Source organism: Dactylosporangium sp. NPDC049742 (genome assembly GCF_040674675.1).
GTDB lineage: Bacteria > Actinomycetota > Actinomycetes > Mycobacteriales > Micromonosporaceae > Dactylosporangium > Dactylosporangium maewongense.
Genome location: NZ_JBFANF010000071.1, coordinates 1 through 17,867, shown reverse-complemented (window position 1 = coordinate 17,867; position 17,867 = coordinate 1). Strand labels below are relative to the sequence as shown.

The window sequence follows — 17,867 nt, the reverse complement described above, 5'->3', positions numbered from 1 at the left end:
CTCGAGCACGTCCGGCGGCGGGGCGGGGCGTGGCGCACGGCACACGCCACGCCCCGGCGGTCGTACGGCTCAGGCGACGGGCCGGAGCAGCCACTGCTGCGCCCCGCCGCCGTTGCAGGTGTACTCCCAGATGGTGGTGTTCGGCGCCGACGACCCGTTGGCGACGTCGAGGCACTTGCCGGACAGCGGCGTGGTCAGCCTGACCACCGACGTCCCCGGCGCGCCGGACAGGTACTCGATCGTCCAGTACTCGGCGAGCATGTACGGCTGCGTGGCGACACCGTGGCAGGCGTTCTCCTGGATCAGGGTGCCGTCGGCCTGTGCCGCGTTGAGCACGTCGATGCACTTCGTGGGCGAGGACACGGGGTGGATCGACAGGTACTGGGCGCCGCGCCGCTCCACCGTGAAGTACTGGTTGTTGACCGCCGCGCACGGCTGGCCGCGCAGCTTGCCGTCCGCGTCGACCTGGGCGCACGTCTGGCCGGCCACGTTCATCAGCTGGAACTTGCCCTGGTTCGGGCCCACCGTGGTGTCGAGCGTGAGCGACCCCGCGCCGACCGGACCGATCCCGCCGTTGACCGCCTCGACGGGCGCCGGCAGGGTCGTGCCGGTGGAGGCGGAGATCCACACCTGGGACTGGTACGGGCCGCAGCACCGGTAGACCAGGCCCAGGTCGGCCTTGCCGTCACCGGTGTAGTCGCCCGCCACCGGCTGGATCGCCGACGCGTTCCAGGCCCAGGTGCCGCTGTTCCACCCGAAGCTCCAGCTGCTCATGGTCGAGTTGGCCGCCTGGGTGGCCAGGATCAGACCCACGGTGGAGTTGCCGTAGTCGTAGACCGTGGCGATGTCGGTCCTGCCGTCGCCGACGAAGTCGCCGGACACGAACGTCGCGTTGGGCCACGCGAAGTTGCCGACGCCGGAGTCCCACTCCAGCTGGCCGCCGCTCAGGACGAAACCGGTCGAGTAGTGCATCCACAGCTTGGTCTGCGCGCTGCCGTAGTCGTAGAACTCGGCCACGTCGGCGAGGCCGTCGCCGTTGAAGTCGCCGGCGACGATCTTGATCCGGCTCCAGTCGGAACTGCCGGCCGGCGCCGCGTTCCAGACGACGGGCGCGCCGAAGCTCAGGTTGCCGGGCCCGGTCGAGCCGTTCTGGAGGATCCGGTACTCCCAGTTCACGGCGCCGAGGTCGTACAGCACCGCAAGGTCGTCCTTGCCGCCGTAGCCGTCGAAGTCGCCGACGACGACCTTCATCTTCGAGATCGACCAGCCGGTCAGGGTCTGCAGCGGCGGCGAGCTCAGCAGCTGGTTGCCGTCGGAGCGCTGCACGGAGAGCGTCACGTTGGTCCCGGACTGCGCGAACACCGCCTGGTCGGCCAGGCCGTCGTTGTCGAAGTCGCCCGGGACGGCCAGGGTGCTGCCGTTGGTGAAGATCCCGGCGTTGCCCTGCGGCGCCACCGGCGGCTTCAGCCCGGCACCGGTGGGGTTGGAGTCCCACCGCCACAGCACGCTCTTGCCGCCGCCCACGTCCGACAGCGCGGTGAGATCCGCGCGCCCGTCGCCGGTGGCGTCGCCGCGCGCCGGGGGCGTGGCGATGGCCGGGTTCACCCTGAACCGCGCCGAGGTCGTGGCGCCGGCGGTGCCGTCGGCCTTGACCGCGGTGACGACGACGCTGTTGTACGACACGGCGGCGAGCGGCACGACCGCCGCCGTCGTCGAGGTGCTGCTGCCGTTCGCGGGCACCCAGATCGTCGGGACCGCGTCGGCGTCGGCGGCCACCCCGTAGCGGTAGCCGACGATCGCGCCCGCGTCGGCCGCGGCGGGGGTGAACGTCACCGCCGCGGTGCGCCGCACCACCGCCGTGGGTGCCGCCGCCGGCGGGATCCCGAGCCCGACCCGCAACGCGAGGTCGGTGCTGGCGACCCCCGGCGGGCTGGGCGCGGTGTTGTCCACCAGCAGATAGCACGCCGGGCTCCACCCGCCGGCCATGGCGTTGTCGGTGTCGATGCCCCGCACCTGCCAGGAGATCGCCGCGCCGTTGGTGAACGCCGCCGCCGGGATCGTCGCCTGATGGTTCGACCCTGACGTCAGGCCCGCCGTCTCCGCGGCCGGCACGTACTGTGCCGCCACGCCGGTGACCGCCCACTCGGCCTTCACGAGGTCGCCGGCGGCGGCGTCCGCGTCGGTCAGCACCGCGTTGAGCGTCAGGCCGTTGGTGGTGTTCACCCGGGTCGGGGCGCCGGCCGTCAGCCCGCAGCTGGTCAGCCCGGTCGGGCCGACCTTGAGGTCCGACAGGGTGGGCGCGTTCGGCGCGTGGTCGTAGCGGATGTGCAGGACCGCGGTGGTCGAGTCGAACCGTTTCCACTGCAGGTTCGAGCCCTCGTTCACCGCCTGCAGGCCCACGCTGATGTCGCCCCAGCCCTGGCTGAACGCGTACTGCACCATCCCGGTGGTGTCGAAGCTGACCGTGCCCGCGCCGATGCAGCCGTTCGCCGAACCGACCGCGTGGTTGCCCGGGGCGGTCGCGGTGTGCGCGCCGTCCCACGCCGGCTGGTTGTTCCACGTCGTGTTGTTGTTGAACCCGCCGATCACCCACAGCTTCGCATCGGAGGCGGTGTTGCAGGTCCACGACCACTTCTGGGTGATCTCGAAGTTGGAGCTGATCACCGTCGCGCCCGCGGCGCCGTAGGTCTCCATCCGGAACAGCGACCGCACCTTGTACGTGGTGCTGGTGCACGTGTTGCCGCTGAAGCTGTCGCAGGTCAGGCCCGCCCCGGCGTCACCGTACGTGCCGCTGTTGTTCATGAACGTCGTCTGCCAGAACTTCGAGTTCGCCAGGTCGGACCGGGACGCCACGACCGCCCACGCGTTGCTCGCCTTGCCGCCGGTGAACGTCGGGTCGATGTAGACGGGGTACCGCGTCGCGGGGTCGGTCAGGAATCCGGCGTCCGGCACGACGGTGAGCCTGCTGCCGGTCAGCGACTCCCCCATCGCCTTGAACCGCGGCGCCGCGCGGCCGGCCGTCGGCACGGTCGCGGACCGGGCCGCGGCCTGCTCACTGACCGGCGCGTCGGCGGTGTCCCACATCACGGCCCGCGGTGAGGTGAACACCGCCGCGCCTTTCGCGTCGACCGCCCGTACCCCGCCGTCCTCGGCGGTGCCGAGCGTCGCACCGGCGACGTCCAGGTCGAACGCCAGCCGCGCCAGCGCCGGGTTCTTCGCCGCCTGCGCCGTCTTGACCACGAGGACCTCGGAGAAGCCCTGCGGCAGCGCCGTCACCCGCAGGTCGACGTCGGGCAGCACCTCGGCGTACGTCGCCGTCGCACCGGACAGCACCGGTGCCGGCAGCCGCTTGCCCGACCACGTCATCGACAGCTTCCGGGTGCCGTCGGTCAGCGTCGCGAGTGGGCCCGTCCCGCCGGGCGAGAACGTCACCGGCAGCAGCGTCGCCGCCGCCGTCAAGGTGTCGCCCTCCAGCCGCAGCGTCGTGTCCAGGTCGGTCCACGAACCGTTGGCCCTGCGCACCCAGCGCGGGCTGACGTGATGCTCGACGGTGGCCGTGCCGTCCGGGCCGACGAGGGTCCGTGACGACGGCGTACGCCGGTCCAACGCCTCGACCGGACCGCCACACGCCTTCGCCGACCGCAGCGCGGTCGAGACGTCCGCGCCGGATGCCGCACACGCCACCTGCGCGCTCGCGGCATCGACGCCGACGAACTGCAGCACCGTGGCTAGCAGACCGGCCGCGGCCGCCCCGGAAACGAATCTGCGCACACCAAAAGACGACCTACTGGATACCATCGATCCCCCGCCATCGCTGAATGTCGACAGCAAGCTACGGCAGCGCCCATGCCGGCGCAATGGACCGCGAACACACTGCACGGCAGGGAACACGGACCGTCAACCAGCCGGTTCCGGCGCCGCGCCCATTGACCATGCATGATCACGTACCGCAGCGGCCGCGGCGGGACAGACCGCCGAAAATATTCACCAAGGGTGATCACGTCAATTCGGACATGTCGCTGGCGCCCACCGCGCTTCGAAGCGCGGCTCGCTACCGCCCACCGTCCAGCCAGGGCCGGCGTCCCGGTCCGGTCGGGTGGGTTCCGGTGACGCCCATGACGACGGAGTAGAGGCTCGTTTCGGCGGCGATGAAGAGGCGGTTGCGTTTGGCGCCGCCCCAGGAGATGTTGGCGACGGATTCGGGGACCCGCAGCCGTCCGAGCAGCGTGCCGTCGGGGTCGTAGCAGTGCACGCCGTCGTTCATCGCGGCGGCCCAGAGCCGGCCGGCGTCGTCGAAGCGGAGGTTGTCGAAGCGGGCCCGGTCGCGGGCTGCCGCCTCGGCGAAGACGCGGTCCTTGGACAGGGTGCCGTCGTCGCGGACGTCGAAGACCCGGATGACGCCCGCCCGGGTGTCGGAGACGAACAGTTGCCGCTCGTCGGCGGAGAAGACCAGGCCGTTCGGCGCGCCGAAGCAGTCGGCGACCAGCCGCACCTCGCCGGTGGCAGGGTCGATGCGGTAGACGTTGTTGGCCCCGATCTCGCTGTCTGCCCGGTAGCCCTCGTAGTCGCTGGTGATGCCGAAGTCCGGATCGGAGAACCAGATCGACCCGTCGGACTTCACCGCGGCGTCGTTCGGGCTGTTCAGGCGCTTGCCCTGCCACCGGTCCGCCAGCACGGTGACGGTGCCGTCGGGTTCGGTCCGGGTCACCCGGCGGTTGCCCTGTTCGCAGGTGACCAGCCGGCCCTGACGGTCGAGGGTGTTGCCGTTGGGGTGCCCGGCGGCGCGCCGGAAGACGCTGACCGTGCCGGTCTCCTCGTCCCAGCGCAGCATCCGGTCGTTGGGGATGTCGCTCCAGATCACCTGCCGCCAGGCGGGAAGGTAGATCGGCCCTTCCACCCACCGGCAGCCCGTGTGCAGGACCTCCAGCCGTTCGTCACCGTTCATGCACCGCCCCGCACGGAACCGGTCGTCGAACATCTCGTACAGCGCGGGGGAATCGCCGCTCATGGAACTTCCTCCCAAGACCGTCAAGGCACCGAACCAAATCTTGCAGTTAGTTCAGCGTGCAGGATCCTGTACGGTGAACGCAAGGCAATGCCGAACGGAGGACCGTGGACCAGGTTGACAGGACGCTGCTGGCGAAGCTGCAGGAGGACGCCGGCCAGCCCTACGCGGAGCTGGGCCGGGCCGTCGGGCTGTCCGCCGGCGCGGCCCATGAACGCGTGCGGAAGCTGCGCGAGCGCGGCGTCATCCGGCGCACCACGGTCGAGGTCGACCCGGCCGCCGTTGGCGGCGGCGTCCTGGCCTTCGTGATGGTCGACTCGGACTCCTGGATGGGCGACTCGGCGGAAGCGTTCGCGGCGCTGCCGGAGATCCTGGAGGCGCACGTCATCGCCGGCAGCGCGTCGGTCATGGTGAAGGTCAGGACGACAACCACCGCGCACCTGCAGGACGTGCTCCGCCGGATCTACGCGATCGACGGGGTCAGCGGCACGCAGGCCACCGTGGTGCTGGAGACCTTCTTCGAGCGCCCCGTCTCGCCGCGGGTCTGACCGGGCGCTTCAGAATCCGATGGGTTCGCGCAGCAGCAGGACGGTGCCGCGGCCGGGTTCGAGCTCCGCGTTGAGGATGAGCACGCGGTTGGCGGCGCTGGGCCGGCCGTAGGCCGCCTGGGCGCGAGCGCTCTCCAGCGGCAGGCAGTGCGCCTCGACGCGGTGCAGGGCGGCGCTCAGGTCGGGCACGACCTTCTGCGCGCCGACGATCCAGATGGCGTGGCCGGCGGCGCCGGCGTAGCCGGGCAGCTGGGAGCCGCTGGCCGAGGCTACGACGAGGGAGCCGGTCTCGGTGACCGCGGCGACGCTGCCCACGATGACGTCGGGGCTGGCGATCAGCCGCCAGATGTCGCGGGTGCTGGTGGCCCGGTCCATCGTCAGGGTCCGTGACTTGACCGCGTCGTAGCGGCCGCCGCCGTTGATGTCGGCGTCGATGCCGGACAGCCGCAGCGTCTCGCTGGCGCCGGTGAACACGCTGGCGCCTTCGGGGATCAGCCCCTCGACGCGGGCCCGGGCGGCGGCGGCGTCATCGAGGACCTCGACGGCGAAGTTGTTCGCCCGCAGCGCCGCCGCGGTCCGCTGCAGCCGCGCCTCGGACGCCGCACCGGTGAAGGTGGAGGCGGCGGTGTCCGCGTCCGTGGCGGTGGGCGCCGAGCCGGCCAGCGGGCTGGTGTCCAGGTACCTGACCTCGTAGACCCGCTCCGCGAACTTCCAGCCGTCGCCGGTGCGCCGGTAGCGGTCGTGGTAGATGGCGAAGTTCTGCCCTTGGCGGCCGTCGCGGGTGCGCGCGATCTCCTGGATGTAGGTGCGGCCGGTCGCGGTGTCGCCGTCGAGCTGGACCGTGCCGGGGTGGGTGTTCTGCACGAAGAACTCCCACTGGGCCTGCAGCCGCTCACCCCCGGCCTGGATCTGCGCCGGCCCGACCAGCTCGACGGGGATGTTCGGCATCCGCAGCACGCCGTCGTCGGTGAACAGCGCGGCGAGGCGGGCGCGGTCGCGCATCATCGCCGCGTCGGTGAACTCGCCGCGCAGCGCCTCGATCTCGACGCGGTCCGCGATCGCCTGGAAGTCGGTCATCGGTGTCCCCTGCCCGTTGGATGATGGGTTCGTCTCACCGGGTTCGACAGCGCAGCCCACCGGAGTGTGAGGCGACCCGGCCGACCTCACAATCCGGGCGGCTGCCGTGTCGTACCGGTAAAGCACCTGCCACCGAGGGAGCCGTTGCGCCATGACCACCCCAGCGATCATCAGCGAGCGCCGTCAGCTGATCAATCTGGCCTACCGGCTGCTGGGCTCCCTCGCGGAGGCCGAGGACGCCGTGCAGGAGACGTATGCCCGCTGGTACGCCATGCCCCACGAGCAGCGGCAGGCCATCGAGTCGCCCGGCGCCTGGCTGACGACGGTCGCCAGCCGGATCTGCCTCAACCTGCTCGGCTCGGCCCGGGCCCGGCGGGAGCGCTACGTCGGCGAGTGGCTCCCGGAGCCGCTGCCCGACCGCACGGAGTGGACCGGCGGCGCCCCGGCCGACCCCGCCGACCGGGTCACCCTCGACGAGTCCGTCAACATGGCGTTCCTCGTGATGCTCGAGTCGATGACGCCGGCCGAACGGGTCGCGTTCATCCTCCACGACGTCTTCCGCTACCCGTTCGCCGAGATCGCCGAGATCGTCGGCCGCACCCCGGCGGCGTGCCGCCAGCTGGCGTCCTCGGCCCGCCGCCGCATCCGCGCCGCGCAGCCTCCCGCGACCCCGCCGGCCCGGCAGGCCGCCGTCGTCCGGGCCTTCAAGACGGCCTGGGAGGCCAAGGACGTCGACGCGCTCATCGGCCTGCTCGACCCCGGCGCCACGGCGGTCGCCGACGGCGGCGGCCTGGCCACCACCTTCCTCCAGCCGATCGAGGGCGGCGCGCGGATCGCCCGCGCCTGGATCGAGATCGCCGAGCGGGCCCCGCGGGACACGACGTTCCTGGAGCGCACCGTCAACGGGCGGCCCGGCCTGGTCGCCCGGCACGCCGGCCGGACCCTGACGGTGTTCGCGTTCACCGTCACCGGCGACCGGATCACGCGCATCTGGGTGGTCCGCAACCCGGAGAAGCTCCGGCAGTGGATGACCGGCTGAGGCGGCGGCACCGGCCAACATGTGGTACTCCTGTCGATGGTCGCATCGACGGAAGGGGCACCCCTTGATCGAAGATCAGGTCACCGCCGGCGCCTTCGCCGGGCGGCTCCTGGACGACGACCTGTCGCCCCGGGCGTTCGGCGAAGGCCCGCCGGCGAGCGCGTGGGCCGGGGCGGGCGACGCGCTGCGGCAGCTGGGGCTCGGTCCCGGCGCCGAGGTCCGCGTGCGGGACCTGGTCGCGGTCCTCGAGGGGCGGCACGCCCGGACGTCGGCGCGGGTGCTGCGCGAGCCGGTCTTCTACGACCTGGTGTTCATGGCGCCGCGTTCGGTGTCGGTCGCCTGGTCGCTGCTCGGCGCCGACGGCCGGGCCGGCATCGAGCAGGCCGTGCGGGCCAGCGGCCACACCCTGCTGACGCACCTGACGCGGACCGCGCCGCTGGCCGGCGGCGCACGGGTGCCCCGGTCGTTCGTCGCCGCGCTGGTGCTGCACGCGGTCGGCACCCGGTCGTCCGTCCCCGGTGCCAGCCCCGGGGCTGGCACTGGTGCCGGCCCCGGCGCGGTCCCGCCGGTCCTGCACGTGCACGGCTGCCTGTTCGCGGTGCAGGACGGCGACGGGTCGCTGACCGCGCCGCACGAGCCGACCCTCGCCGGCGAGGACCTCCAGCGCGAGTGCGACGCCGTCGCCGGCGCCGACCTCGCCCACCGGCTGAGCGTGCTGGGCTACCAGGTCAGGAACACCGCCCTCGCCGGCACCGGCCACGCCTTCGAGCTCGACGGGGTGCCCGCGGCGCTCATCGACGACGAGGCGTACTGGAGCAACACCGGCTGCGCCGCCGGCGCGTCCTGACCCGCCGCACGCAGCCCCCGGAACCATCGACGGCAGTTCGAAGCACTTGACATGCCGGAGACGCCGACCTGACACTTCGGGCAGTGCTGAGAGCGCTCTCACCGCCATGACGGGCGCCCGGCAGATGAGCAGAGGGAGCTGGTAGGCATGCGTGCCATACCGAGATCGCTGTACTACGCGGCAATTGTGACAACGTTGACAGGAGTGACGGCGGTCGGCCTCGCCATGGCCAGCGCCGACGCGGCCGTCGTGGGCAACCCGATCATCGGGCCCGCAGGCAAGTGCGTCGACGTGTCCGGCGACGACACCGGCGTCAACGGCACCGCCGTCCAGCTCTGGGACTGCCAGAGCGGCGCCGCCGACCAGCACTACACGTGGAGCGGCAGCGCCCTGACCGCGATCGGCCGGTGCCTCGACATCACCAGCGGCGGCACCGCCAACGGCACCAAGCTGCAACTGTGGGACTGCAACGGCACCGGCGCGCAGCAGTGGGTCGCGCAGGCCGACGGGTCGCTGCGCAACCCGCAGTCCGGACGGTGCATGGACTCCCCCAGCGGCGCCACCGCCAACGGCACCCGGCTGCAGATCTGGGACTGCAACGGCACCGGCGCCCAGAAGTTCGCCATCACCACCACACCGCCGCCGAGCGGCACCTGCCCGACCTACTCCGACACCCCGGACCTCGGCCCCAACGTCCACGTGTACGACCACGGGATGAGCGACGCCGCGATCCAGTCCTCGCTCAACAGCGTCTTCGAGGCGCAGAAGAGCACCCAGACCGCGCAGTTCGCGACCAGGCGCGACGCGCTGCTGTTCAAGCCCAGCGCCACCCCGTACACCGTGGGCGCCAACATCGGGTTCAACACCTCGATCGCCGGTCTCGGCCTCAACCCCGACGACACCAGGATCAACGGCGCGGTCACCGTCGACGCCTTCAACGCCAGCGACGCCGGCAACGCGACCCAGAACTTCTGGCGCTCGACGGAGAACCTGTCGGTGAACACGCTCGGCGGCACGAACCGGTGGGCCGTCGCGCAGGCGGCACCGTTCCGGCGGATGCACATCATCGGCGGGCTCAACCTGTTCCCCGCCAGCTACGGCTGGGCCAGCGGCGGCTACATCTCCGACTCGAAGATCGACGGCAACACCGAGTCCGCGTCGCAGCAGCAGTGGTACACCAAGGACAGCACGCTCGGCAGCTGGAGCGGCTCGAACTGGAACATGGTCTTCTCCGGCACGCCCGGCGCGCCGGCGACGAACTTCAACACCAACCCGGCCGCCGGCCCGCGGTACACCACCCTCGGCACCACACCCGTCTCGCGGGACGTGCCGTACCTGTACATCGACGGCGCCGGCAAGTACCGGGTGTTCCTGCCGTCGCTGCGCACCAACGCGTCCGGGCCCAGCTGGGCCGGCGGCTCGACGCCCGGCTCGTCGCTGCCGATGAGCACCTTCTACGTCGCCAAGCCCAGCGACTCCGCCGCGACCATCAACACGGCGTTCGCCAACGGCTGCAACGTCCTCTTCACCCCCGGCGTGTACCACGTCAACCAGACGCTGCACGTGACGAAGGCCAACACGGTCGTGCTCGGCCTCGGGTACGCCACCATCATCCCCGACAACGGCGTCAACGCGATGGACGTCGCCGACGTCGACGGGGTGCGGCTCAAGGGCCTGCTCTTCGACGCCGGCACCACCAACAGCGACACGCTGCTGAAGGTCGGCCTGGCCAAGACCGGGGTGTCGCACGCCGCGAACCCGACCACGATCCAGGACGTGTTCTTCCGCATCGGCGGCATGGTCGCCGGCAAGGCCACCAACAGCCTGGTCGTCAACACCAACAACACGATCATCGACCACATCTGGGCGTGGCGCGCCGACCACGGCAGCGGCGTCGGCTGGACCGTCAACACCGCCGACAACGGCCTCACCGTCAACGGCGACAACGTCCTGGCGACCGGCCTGTTCGTCGAGCACTACCAGAAGAACGAGGTCGTCTGGAACGGCGCCGGCGGCAGGGTCGTGTTCTTCCAGAACGAGATGCCGTACGACCCGCCGAACCAGGCCGCGTGGATGAACGGCTCCACCCAGGGCTACCCGGCGATCAAGGTCGGCGCCGCGGTCACCACGTTCGAGGCATGGGGCCTCGGCAGCTACTGCTTCTTCAACGTCAACAACAGCGTCGCCTCCGCCCGCGCCTTCGAGGTCCCGGCCGTGGCCGGCGTCAAGTTCCACAACATGGCGATCGTGTCCCTCGGCGGCGTCGGCACCATCTCGCACGTCATCAACAACACCGGCGCGGCCGCGAACTCCACGACCAACAACGTGTACCTGCTCAACTTCCCGTAAGACGCCTGGACATGCATCCGCGAGTCCCAGCCATGGAAGGCCGCCGGTCCGCGCGCTGAGATGGATGCATGACAACACTTGTCCTCGGCGGCACCGGCAAGACGGGACGCCGCGTCGCGCAACGCCTGCGCGACGCCGGCGTCCCGGTCCGTATCGGCTCCCGCACCGCCCCGCAGCCCTTCGACTGGACCGACCCGGCGACGTGGCAGCCGGTCCTGTCCGGCGTCCGCAGCGTGTACGTGTCGTATCAGCCGGACCTCGCAGTGCCCGGCGCGCCGCAGACCATCCAGGCGTTCACCGACCTCGCCGTCGCCGCCGGCGCCACCCGGCTCGTGCTGCTGTCCGGCCGCGGCGAGGACGAGGCGGCCGCGTGCGAGGAGATCGTGCGCTCCGCCGGCGTCGAGTCGACCGTCCTGCGCTGCAGCTGGTTCAACCAGAACTTCAGCGAGGACTACCTCCTGGAGCCGGTCCTCGCCGGCGAGGTCGCGCTGCCCGTCGGCGACGTCCCGGAGCCGTTCGTCGACGCCGACGACATCGCCGACGTCGCCGTCGCGGCGCTCACCGAGGAGGGCCACGACGGCCAGGTGTACGAGCTGACCGGACCGCGCCTGCTCACCTTCGCCGACGCCGTCGCCGAGATCGCCGCCGCGACCGGCCGCGACATCGCGTTCGTCCAGGTGCCGGCCGCCGACTACGCGGCGCAGTTGCCGCCGGAGCTCGCCGACCTGCTGATGTACCTGTTCACGACCGTCCTCGACGGCCGCAACGCCCACCTGACCGACGACGTGCGGCTCATCCTCGGCCGGGAGCCCCGGGACTTCGCCGACTACGCCAAGCAGACGGCCGGCACCTGGATCATGTGACCGTTCAGTACACGTACGGCCAGCCCGCCGCGTCGTAGCCGAGCCGGTTGATGCCCAGCAGCGACGCGCCGTTGTCGGCGTAGTAGTGGTACACGAGCTGGTCTCCGTCGCTGTCGGCGAGGACCGCCTCGTGGCCCGGGCCGTGGACGCTGCCGTGCGACGCCAGCACCTGCGTACCGCCGCCGGACGTCATCGCGAGACCGGCCCTGTCGACGTACGGGCCGGTGGGGCTCGCCGACCGCCCCACCATCACCCGGTACGTGCTGCTCGCACCCTGGCAGCAGCGGTCGAACGACACGTACAGGTAGTACCAGGCGCCGCGCTTGACGATGAACGGCGCCTCGATGCCCGGGCCGTAGCTCGCGAGACCGTGCATCGTCGTGCCGGACCGCTTGCCGGTGGCCGGGTCGAGCGGGACCAGCTTGATGCCGGTCCAGAACGACCCGAACGACAGCCACCACCGGCCCTGGTCGTCGACGAGCAGGTTCGGGTCGATGGCGTTGAAGTTGTCCGACGTCCGCGACTCGACGACGAGCCCCTGGTTGGTCCAGCTGCCGGACGCGCCGGTGGTGCTGGTCGCCAGGAAGATCGCCGAGCGGTTGGAGCCGAACGTCGACGCCGAGTAGTACAGGTAGTAGCGGCCGTTGCGGAACGAGAGGTCCGGCGCCCACAGGTTCCGGGAGCCGCCCGTGTACGGGGTGGTCCACGACGCCCCGCCGGGGAAGACGGACCCGGCGTTGCGGAAGGCGACCCGGTCCGTGGACGTCTTCAGCGCGATGTTGGTGCCGGTGTGCGCGACCAGGTACGTGCCGTCGGGTCGCTTGACCACGGCCGGGTCGTGCACGCCGGTGTCACCGGTGACCCGCGCCGGCATCGGATACGAGGCCGCCGCGGCACCCAGGACGGACCCGCCCGTCGCGGCCGACGCCGGTGGCAGCGCGTACACCACCCCCAGCAGCGACACGGCCGCCGCGAGCGTGACCAGTCGCTTCCCCATCACGCCCACGCCGGCGCGGGGACCCAGCTCACGTCGTCGGCCCACAGCCCGGTCGCGTCCCAGGCGTTCGAGCCGCCGTTGCTGGCGATGTACACGTTGTTGTTGTAGTGCCGGATGAACCGGTCCGGGAAGTTCGCCGACGCGAACGAGTTGCCCTGCCCGTTGCGGCCCGTCTGCGGGCAGAAGGTCGCGTCGGAGGCGAACAGCGCCGAGCCGTCGTTGGCGTGCAGGAACAGCTGGTAGTTCTGGTGCCGCAGGTAGCTGCCGGCGGCGTTGCGCGCCTCGAACGAGACGCAGGCGCTGTTGGCCAGGCCGGCGCGGACCGTGAACGACGCGTTGCTCTTGTCGGTGGCGGAGCTGGACGCGCTGACCACCTGGGTGGAGACGGTCGCGCCGGAGTGGCTGATGTACCGGGTGGTGCAGCACGCGGTGGTGGCGCGCAGCGACACGTTCGAGCCGACCGCGGGGCCGCCCGTCGAGCCGGACGTGCCGTAGCCGGCGGCAACGATGTTGGCCTGCACCGCGTTCTCCGTCGCGTCCGACGGGTAGCCCGACGTCATCACGCCCTCGTAGAAGGTGCCGGCGGCGCCGACGCTGTTGTCGCCGCCGATGCCGAGGATGATGGCGCCCTCCTTCTTCATCGGGTTGTAGCCGGCGACGTTCGGCCGGGCCCCGTCGTAGAACGTGCCGAGGGCGCCGGACTGGGCGTTGCCGCCGCGGATCGCCCAGTGGTTCGGCTCGCCCTTGACGATCGCGGTGAGGAACCGGTGGCTGATGCTCGGGTCGCCGGCGTTGTAGCGCTGGTTCACGCCGGAGAACAGGCCGTTCTCCAGGTCGGCCATGATCCACGGGCCGTTGCCGGCGCCGTAGCCCCAGACCTTGTTGCTGCCGAAGTAGATGGCCTCCATGGTGCCGTTGCCGTTGTCCCGGCTGTTGGTCTCGGCGTTGCCGTAGTCGAAGCAGCAGCCGCCGTTGTAGTGGGTGCCGTCGAAGATCGCGTACATGCCCTCCGGCTGGTCGCCGCGGGCGATGCCGTTGGTGGCGTTGTTGCGGTACCCGGTGCCGGGCGCCACGAACACGCCGTACACCTTGTGCCCGCCGACCGTGACCGGCGCGGCCGTGGCGTTGGCGAGGTTGTCGTAACCACCCGCGGCCGGGCCGTTGAAGCCGCCGGGCGGCGCCTGCGTGAGCCGATTGTTGCGGCCCGTCTGGTCGTAGATGATCGTGATCAGGCACGACGTGCCGGCGCAGAAGCTGTCCTGCGTGGCGGCGTCGGCGTAGCTGCCGGCGCTGACCGGCGCGATGTCCCTGGTGGTGTTGTCGGAGGCGCGGCGGACCTGGTAGAGCGGGCCGCTGTACGTGCCGTAGAGCGCGCGGGTGGTGCTGTGCGCCGCGACGCACGGGGTGCCGCCGGCGGCGTAGATGTCGCACGGCTGGCTGGTCGCCGCCTGCGACGTGCCGGCGCCGGCGACGAGGACGCCGGTGAGCAGCGCCCCGGCGAACGCTCCGGCGAGGGCGGCGCGGCGCAGGCGCCGCCGGGTCGGTCGTTGAGTCATCATGACCCCTTCCGTCAGTGGTCGCCAACGCGCGGCGGACGGTTGGCGGATGCGATGTTATCGCTCACATAGACGATGTCAAGCACATCGATCTCCGCACCTTGAGCTGCTCATGACGGATTGGTGAGCGCCAACATTCACGACCGTGAAACTTCCGCCGCCAAGAACGTGTTATTCGAGCGACCTCGATGGCATCTACCAGGCGTGGCTACCTTCAGATCCCTCCGCCGCAGGGCAGCTCTCTGCGGGGCCGCGCTGGCGACGGCCGCCGGCGTCGTCACGTCCACGCCGCAGGCCCAGGCCGCCGACACCCCCGCCGCCGGCGGCACCTACACCATCGCGGCCAACCAGTGCCTGACCACCGGCGCCTCGTGCACGGGCCAGCAGTGGCGCGTCGAGGCCCGCGGCACCCGCTTCGGCCTCGTCGACACCGCCACCGGCCGGTGCCTCGCCGGAACCGGCGGCATCACCACCGCACTCACCGCCGTCACCTGCAGCGCGTCCGCACCCGACCAGCAGTGGTCGTTCGTCGCCAAGTCCGGCGCGTACCAGCTCAAGAACGGCAAGTCCGGCTGGTGCGCCCGAGCCGCGAGCCCAGCCGCCCTGGACGCCTGCACCGGCGACGCCAACCGGCTGTGGACGTTCACCAAGGCCGGCGCCGCCGCGCACGTCTACGTCGCCGGCGACTCCACCGCCTCCATCTACACCACCAAGGAAGCGCCCCGCGCCGGCTGGGGCCAGGCCCTCCCCGCGTTCGCCGGCCCGAACACCACCATCGTCGACGCCGCCTGGTCCGGCGCCAGCTCCAAGAGCTTCATCGACGGCGGCCGGCTCACCTGGATCCTCGCCCGCATCCAGCCCGGCGACCACCTGATCATCTCGTTCGGCCACAACGACGAGAAGACCGACGACCCGGCCCGCGGCACCGACCCGCAGACCACGTTCAAGTCGTACCTCACGCAATACATCGACAAGTCCCGCGCCAAGGGCGCCAGACCCGTCCTCGTCACCCCCGTCGAACGGCGCCGGTTCAACGCCGCCGGCGCGGCCCAGCCCTCGCACGGCGCCTACCCGCAGGCGATGCGAGAACTCGCCGCGGCCAAGAACGTGCCCCTGGTCGACCTCACCGCCGCCAGCCTCGCGCTGTGGAACCAACAGGGCGTCGACGGCACCAGACAATCCTTCATGACCCTGCCCGCCGGCCAGTACCCCAACTACCCGAACGGCATCGAGGACAACACCCACTTCCAGGCCCGCGGCGCGATCGAGGTCGCCCGGCTCGTCGCCACCGCCCTCGACAACCAGGGCCTCCCCGGCGCCGGCGCCTGGCAGAAGCTCACGTCCACCATCCCGACCACCGCCGTCATCTGGCCGGCCACCGCACCGACGTACTGACCGCACCTCGGCCCAGACGTGCCCCGGCGTGCGGTGGGAGCCGCCGGGGCACCCCGGGCCCGGAAATTCGCTGGCGCCGGGGGCGCGCGCCGGTGTTGCCTGGCCACGTGATCATCATCGGCGCCGCGAACGGCGCGCTCGGCCGGCTCGTCATCGACCACCTACGCACCCACCACCCGCACCTGCCCCTCGCCGCCGCGGTCCGCGACCCCACCCGCTGCGCCGACCTCACCACCCTCGGCGTCGACGTCCGCCACGGCGACTACGACGACCCCGGCACGCTGCGCACCGCCTTCCAGGGCGCGGACCGGCTGCTGCTCATCTCCTCCCCCGAGCTCGACCCCGACCGCCGGACCCGCCAGCACCGCAACGCCCTCGACGCGGCCGTCGCCGCCGGCGTACGGGCCGTCGCCTACACCAGCTTCCTCGGCGCCGACCGGTCCGGCGACGGCCTCAACGCCGCCCACCACGCCACCGAACGCGCGATCGCCGACAGCGGCCTCCCCGCCACGATCCTGCGCAACCCCTTCTACTCCGAGGCGTTCGTCAACCCGACCCTCCGCGACGCGACCACCCTGCCCGACGGCACCGGCGGCCGCGCCCTCAACACCGCACCACGGTCCGACCTCGCAGCGGCGGCGGCGTCGGTACTGGTGGACGACGCGCACCTCGGCCGATCCTACGACCTCACCGGTCCACTGTGGACATACGCGGACCTGGCGGCGGCCGTCACCGACCTGACCGGCCGCCACGTCGACGCCGTCGCCACCGACGACGTGCCCGGCCCGCTCGGCTTCCTCATGCGCCTCGCCAAGGCCGGCATGCTCGAACGCCAGACCCCCGACCTCGAACACCTCCTGGGCCGCCCGCCCACCACCCTCCGCGAGGCCACGGCCGCAGCGCTCGGCGCCGCTCCCGCCGGACCGCGCTGAACCCACCTCTCAGCGGGTGGGCAGGTGCTGCCGGTAGGAGCGCATCAGCAGCGCCCCGCACACCATGCCCACCCCCGCGAGTCCGAGCAACAGCGCGCGCGAGCTCCCGATGGTGGCGAACGACGCGGCGGGCGCGACGTCGGTGCTGGTGAGCACCACCTGCGACGAGAGCCGGACATCGTTGCATGCAAGGCAGCGCGTGACGGTCGGCACGTCGCGTATGGTTTCCTAGGATGCTAGGAACCGAGGTACATGAGGGCCTCGGCGGCGACGGGGCGGAAGCCGGCGGCCTGGAAGGCGCGGACGCTGCGGGCGTTGCCGGCCGCCTGCTGCGACCAGACGGGCTCCCCCGCCGGGACGAGGTGCCGGGCCGCGGTGGCCAGGGCGCGGCCCAGCCCCCGGTGCCGGGCGTCCTCGTCGACCTCGATCGCCGTCTCCCAGCGGCCCGCCACTCCCCGGCCGAGGACGACGATCCCGCCGTCGGCGGACCACACCCGCACCTCGTCGCGGTGGTGCAGCGCGCGCCGGACCCGGGGGTGGTCCGGATCGGTGAGCTCGCGGAGCCGTACCGGCGGATCCCCGGGCAACGGGGCGGCCACGGTCAGCAGGTCGATCGTGTCCATGGCGCGCGACGTGCGCTCGAGCAGCGCCGCGAGGAAGCGCGGGTGCATGGCGGCGGCGAGGGGGTCGCAGTCCAGGGCCGCGAGGGCCGCGCGCACCCAGCCCGGGTCCTCGTCGGTGAACACCACCGAATGGGCGGTGAAGGCGACCACCCCCGCGTCGCGGGCGGAGGGCTGCGGCACGACCGTCACGCCGCCGTCCGCGGGCGGGAACCGGCCGCCGGCCGCCGACGCGAGAAGCTGAGCGAGATCCATCCGGCATGTATAGCGCCGTGGGCCTACCGGCGGCGGAGGCGGCCGATGACGACGAACGCGGCGGCGGCGAGCAGCACGTACACCGGCACCAGGAGAATCGCGTCGGGGGTGGCGAGATCGGCGGACCACCCGGCCCGGCGCTCCCCGCCGAAGAGCGTGACCCGGTTGACGGTCAGGAACGTCAGGTGCGCGCCGACGCAGGTCCAGATCGTCGCGGACACGGTCGCGGTGCGGGCGGTCACCAGCATGAACCCGAACACCAGCAGGAGCACGACGTAGTGCAACGTTCGTTAAGTCGGAGGTAGGTTGGGTTTGTAGGGCGGGGTTGAGGTGTTCGGGGGTGAGTGTCGTGCCCATGTTCTTGGCTGCCCGTCCTCCCGTGGA

15 protein-coding genes are annotated in these 17,867 nt (G+C 71.8%); 7 read left to right on the top strand and 8 right to left on the bottom strand.

From position 1 onward, the window contains the following. Positions 1 to 69: 69 nt before the first annotated feature. Together AB0J72_RS49360 and AB0J72_RS49355 are read right to left on the bottom strand one after the other, a co-directional pair. Positions 70 to 3,771, bottom strand: a complete 3,702-nt coding sequence (locus AB0J72_RS49360) for an RICIN domain-containing protein (protein WP_363413023.1) — start codon at positions 3,769 to 3,771, stop codon at positions 70 to 72. Positions 3,772 to 4,051: 280 nt separating this feature from the next. After that, complete coding sequence (locus AB0J72_RS49355) at positions 4,052 to 5,008, bottom strand: SMP-30/gluconolactonase/LRE family protein (RefSeq protein ID WP_363413021.1); 957 nt, start codon at positions 5,006 to 5,008, stop codon at positions 4,052 to 4,054. A gap of 104 nt (positions 5,009 to 5,112) precedes the next feature. Between AB0J72_RS49355 and AB0J72_RS49350 the strand changes: the two genes are divergently transcribed. Then, complete coding sequence (locus AB0J72_RS49350) at positions 5,113 to 5,553, top strand: Lrp/AsnC family transcriptional regulator (RefSeq protein ID WP_363413020.1); 441 nt, start codon at positions 5,113 to 5,115, stop codon at positions 5,551 to 5,553. A gap of 9 nt (positions 5,554 to 5,562) precedes the next feature. On the opposite strand, the gene AB0J72_RS49345 is transcribed toward AB0J72_RS49350, so the two are convergent. Beyond that, positions 5,563 to 6,630: a nuclear transport factor 2 family protein gene (locus AB0J72_RS49345; RefSeq protein WP_363413018.1), complete on the bottom strand. Its 1,068-nt coding sequence runs from the start codon at positions 6,628 to 6,630 to the stop codon at positions 5,563 to 5,565. A gap of 151 nt (positions 6,631 to 6,781) precedes the next feature. Between AB0J72_RS49345 and sigJ the strand changes: the two genes are divergently transcribed. The 4 genes from sigJ (at position 6,782) to AB0J72_RS49325 (ending at position 11,728) form a co-directional block, all read left to right on the top strand. Continuing rightward, positions 6,782 to 7,669, top strand: a complete 888-nt coding sequence (gene sigJ / locus AB0J72_RS49340) for an RNA polymerase sigma factor SigJ (RefSeq protein WP_363413017.1) — start codon at positions 6,782 to 6,784, stop codon at positions 7,667 to 7,669. Between the two features lie 64 nt (positions 7,670 to 7,733). Continuing rightward, entirely contained in the window at positions 7,734 to 8,516 is a 783-nt protein-coding gene (locus AB0J72_RS49335) for a relaxase domain-containing protein (RefSeq protein WP_363413015.1), read from the top strand. 186 nt (positions 8,517 to 8,702) lie between these two features. Continuing rightward, the gene (locus tag AB0J72_RS49330) at positions 8,703 to 10,865 is read left to right on the top strand and encodes a ricin-type beta-trefoil lectin domain protein (protein ID WP_363413013.1); all 2,163 of its coding nucleotides are present in this window, start codon (positions 8,703 to 8,705) and stop codon (positions 10,863 to 10,865) included. A gap of 68 nt (positions 10,866 to 10,933) precedes the next feature. Continuing rightward, positions 10,934 to 11,728, top strand: a complete 795-nt coding sequence (locus AB0J72_RS49325; RefSeq protein WP_363413011.1) for an NmrA family transcriptional regulator — start codon at positions 10,934 to 10,936, stop codon at positions 11,726 to 11,728. Positions 11,729 to 11,732: 4 nt separating this feature from the next. Here AB0J72_RS49325 and AB0J72_RS49320 read toward each other — a convergent pair whose 3' ends face one another. Both AB0J72_RS49320 and AB0J72_RS49315 read right to left on the bottom strand, forming a co-directional pair. Continuing rightward, on the bottom strand, positions 11,733 to 12,725 hold the full coding sequence (locus AB0J72_RS49320) for an arabinan endo-1,5-alpha-L-arabinosidase (RefSeq protein ID WP_363413009.1): 993 nt from the start codon (positions 12,723 to 12,725) through the stop codon (positions 11,733 to 11,735). Then, positions 12,725 to 14,284 carry an alpha-L-arabinofuranosidase B gene (locus AB0J72_RS49315; protein ID WP_363413007.1) on the bottom strand — a complete coding sequence of 520 codons (1,560 nt, stop codon included), beginning with the start codon at positions 14,282 to 14,284 and terminating at the stop codon, positions 12,725 to 12,727. Before AB0J72_RS49315 ends, AB0J72_RS49320 begins: the two co-directional genes overlap by 1 nt. A gap of 201 nt (positions 14,285 to 14,485) precedes the next feature. On the opposite strand from AB0J72_RS49315, the gene AB0J72_RS49310 reads away from it, so the two are divergent. After that, positions 14,486 to 15,676: a GDSL-type esterase/lipase family protein gene (locus tag AB0J72_RS49310; protein WP_363413005.1), complete on the top strand. Its 1,191-nt coding sequence runs from the start codon at positions 14,486 to 14,488 to the stop codon at positions 15,674 to 15,676. Positions 15,677 to 15,783: 107 nt separating this feature from the next. Next, positions 15,784 to 16,608 carry an NAD(P)H-binding protein gene (locus AB0J72_RS49305; protein WP_363413003.1) on the top strand — a complete coding sequence of 275 codons (825 nt, stop codon included), beginning with the start codon at positions 15,784 to 15,786 and terminating at the stop codon, positions 16,606 to 16,608. A 9-nt stretch (positions 16,609 to 16,617) separates the two neighbouring features. Here the strand turns inward: AB0J72_RS49305 and AB0J72_RS49300 are convergent, their stop codons facing one another. From AB0J72_RS49300 to AB0J72_RS49290, 3 genes are read right to left on the bottom strand one after another with little or no spacing between them, the layout of a single operon-like run. Further along, positions 16,618 to 16,821: a hypothetical protein gene (locus AB0J72_RS49300; protein WP_363413001.1), complete on the bottom strand. Its 204-nt coding sequence runs from the start codon at positions 16,819 to 16,821 to the stop codon at positions 16,618 to 16,620. Between the two features lie 23 nt (positions 16,822 to 16,844). Beyond that, the gene (locus AB0J72_RS49295) at positions 16,845 to 17,483 is read right to left on the bottom strand and encodes a GNAT family N-acetyltransferase (RefSeq protein WP_363412999.1); all 639 of its coding nucleotides are present in this window, start codon (positions 17,481 to 17,483) and stop codon (positions 16,845 to 16,847) included. Positions 17,484 to 17,506: 23 nt separating this feature from the next. After that, on the bottom strand, positions 17,507 to 17,755 hold the full coding sequence (locus AB0J72_RS49290) for a hypothetical protein (protein ID WP_363412997.1): 249 nt from the start codon (positions 17,753 to 17,755) through the stop codon (positions 17,507 to 17,509). Positions 17,756 to 17,867 lie beyond the last annotated feature (112 nt).

Coding starts and splice junctions, on each gene's coding strand:
- AB0J72_RS49355 (WP_363413021.1), bottom strand. CDS start 5,008: ATGAGCGGCGATTCCCCCGCGCTGTACGAGATGTTCGACGACCGGTTC.
- AB0J72_RS49345 (WP_363413018.1), bottom strand. CDS start 6,630: ATGACCGACTTCCAGGCGATCGCGGACCGCGTCGAGATCGAGGCGCTG.
- sigJ (WP_363413017.1), top strand. CDS start 6,782: ATGACCACCCCAGCGATCATCAGCGAGCGCCGTCAGCTGATCAATCTG.
- AB0J72_RS49325 (WP_363413011.1), top strand. CDS start 10,934: ATGACAACACTTGTCCTCGGCGGCACCGGCAAGACGGGACGCCGCGTC.
- AB0J72_RS49320 (WP_363413009.1), bottom strand. CDS start 12,725: ATGGGGAAGCGACTGGTCACGCTCGCGGCGGCCGTGTCGCTGCTGGGG.
- AB0J72_RS49315 (WP_363413007.1), bottom strand. CDS start 14,284: ATGATGACTCAACGACCGACCCGGCGGCGCCTGCGCCGCGCCGCCCTC.
- AB0J72_RS49295 (WP_363412999.1), bottom strand. CDS start 17,483: ATGGATCTCGCTCAGCTTCTCGCGTCGGCGGCCGGCGGCCGGTTCCCG.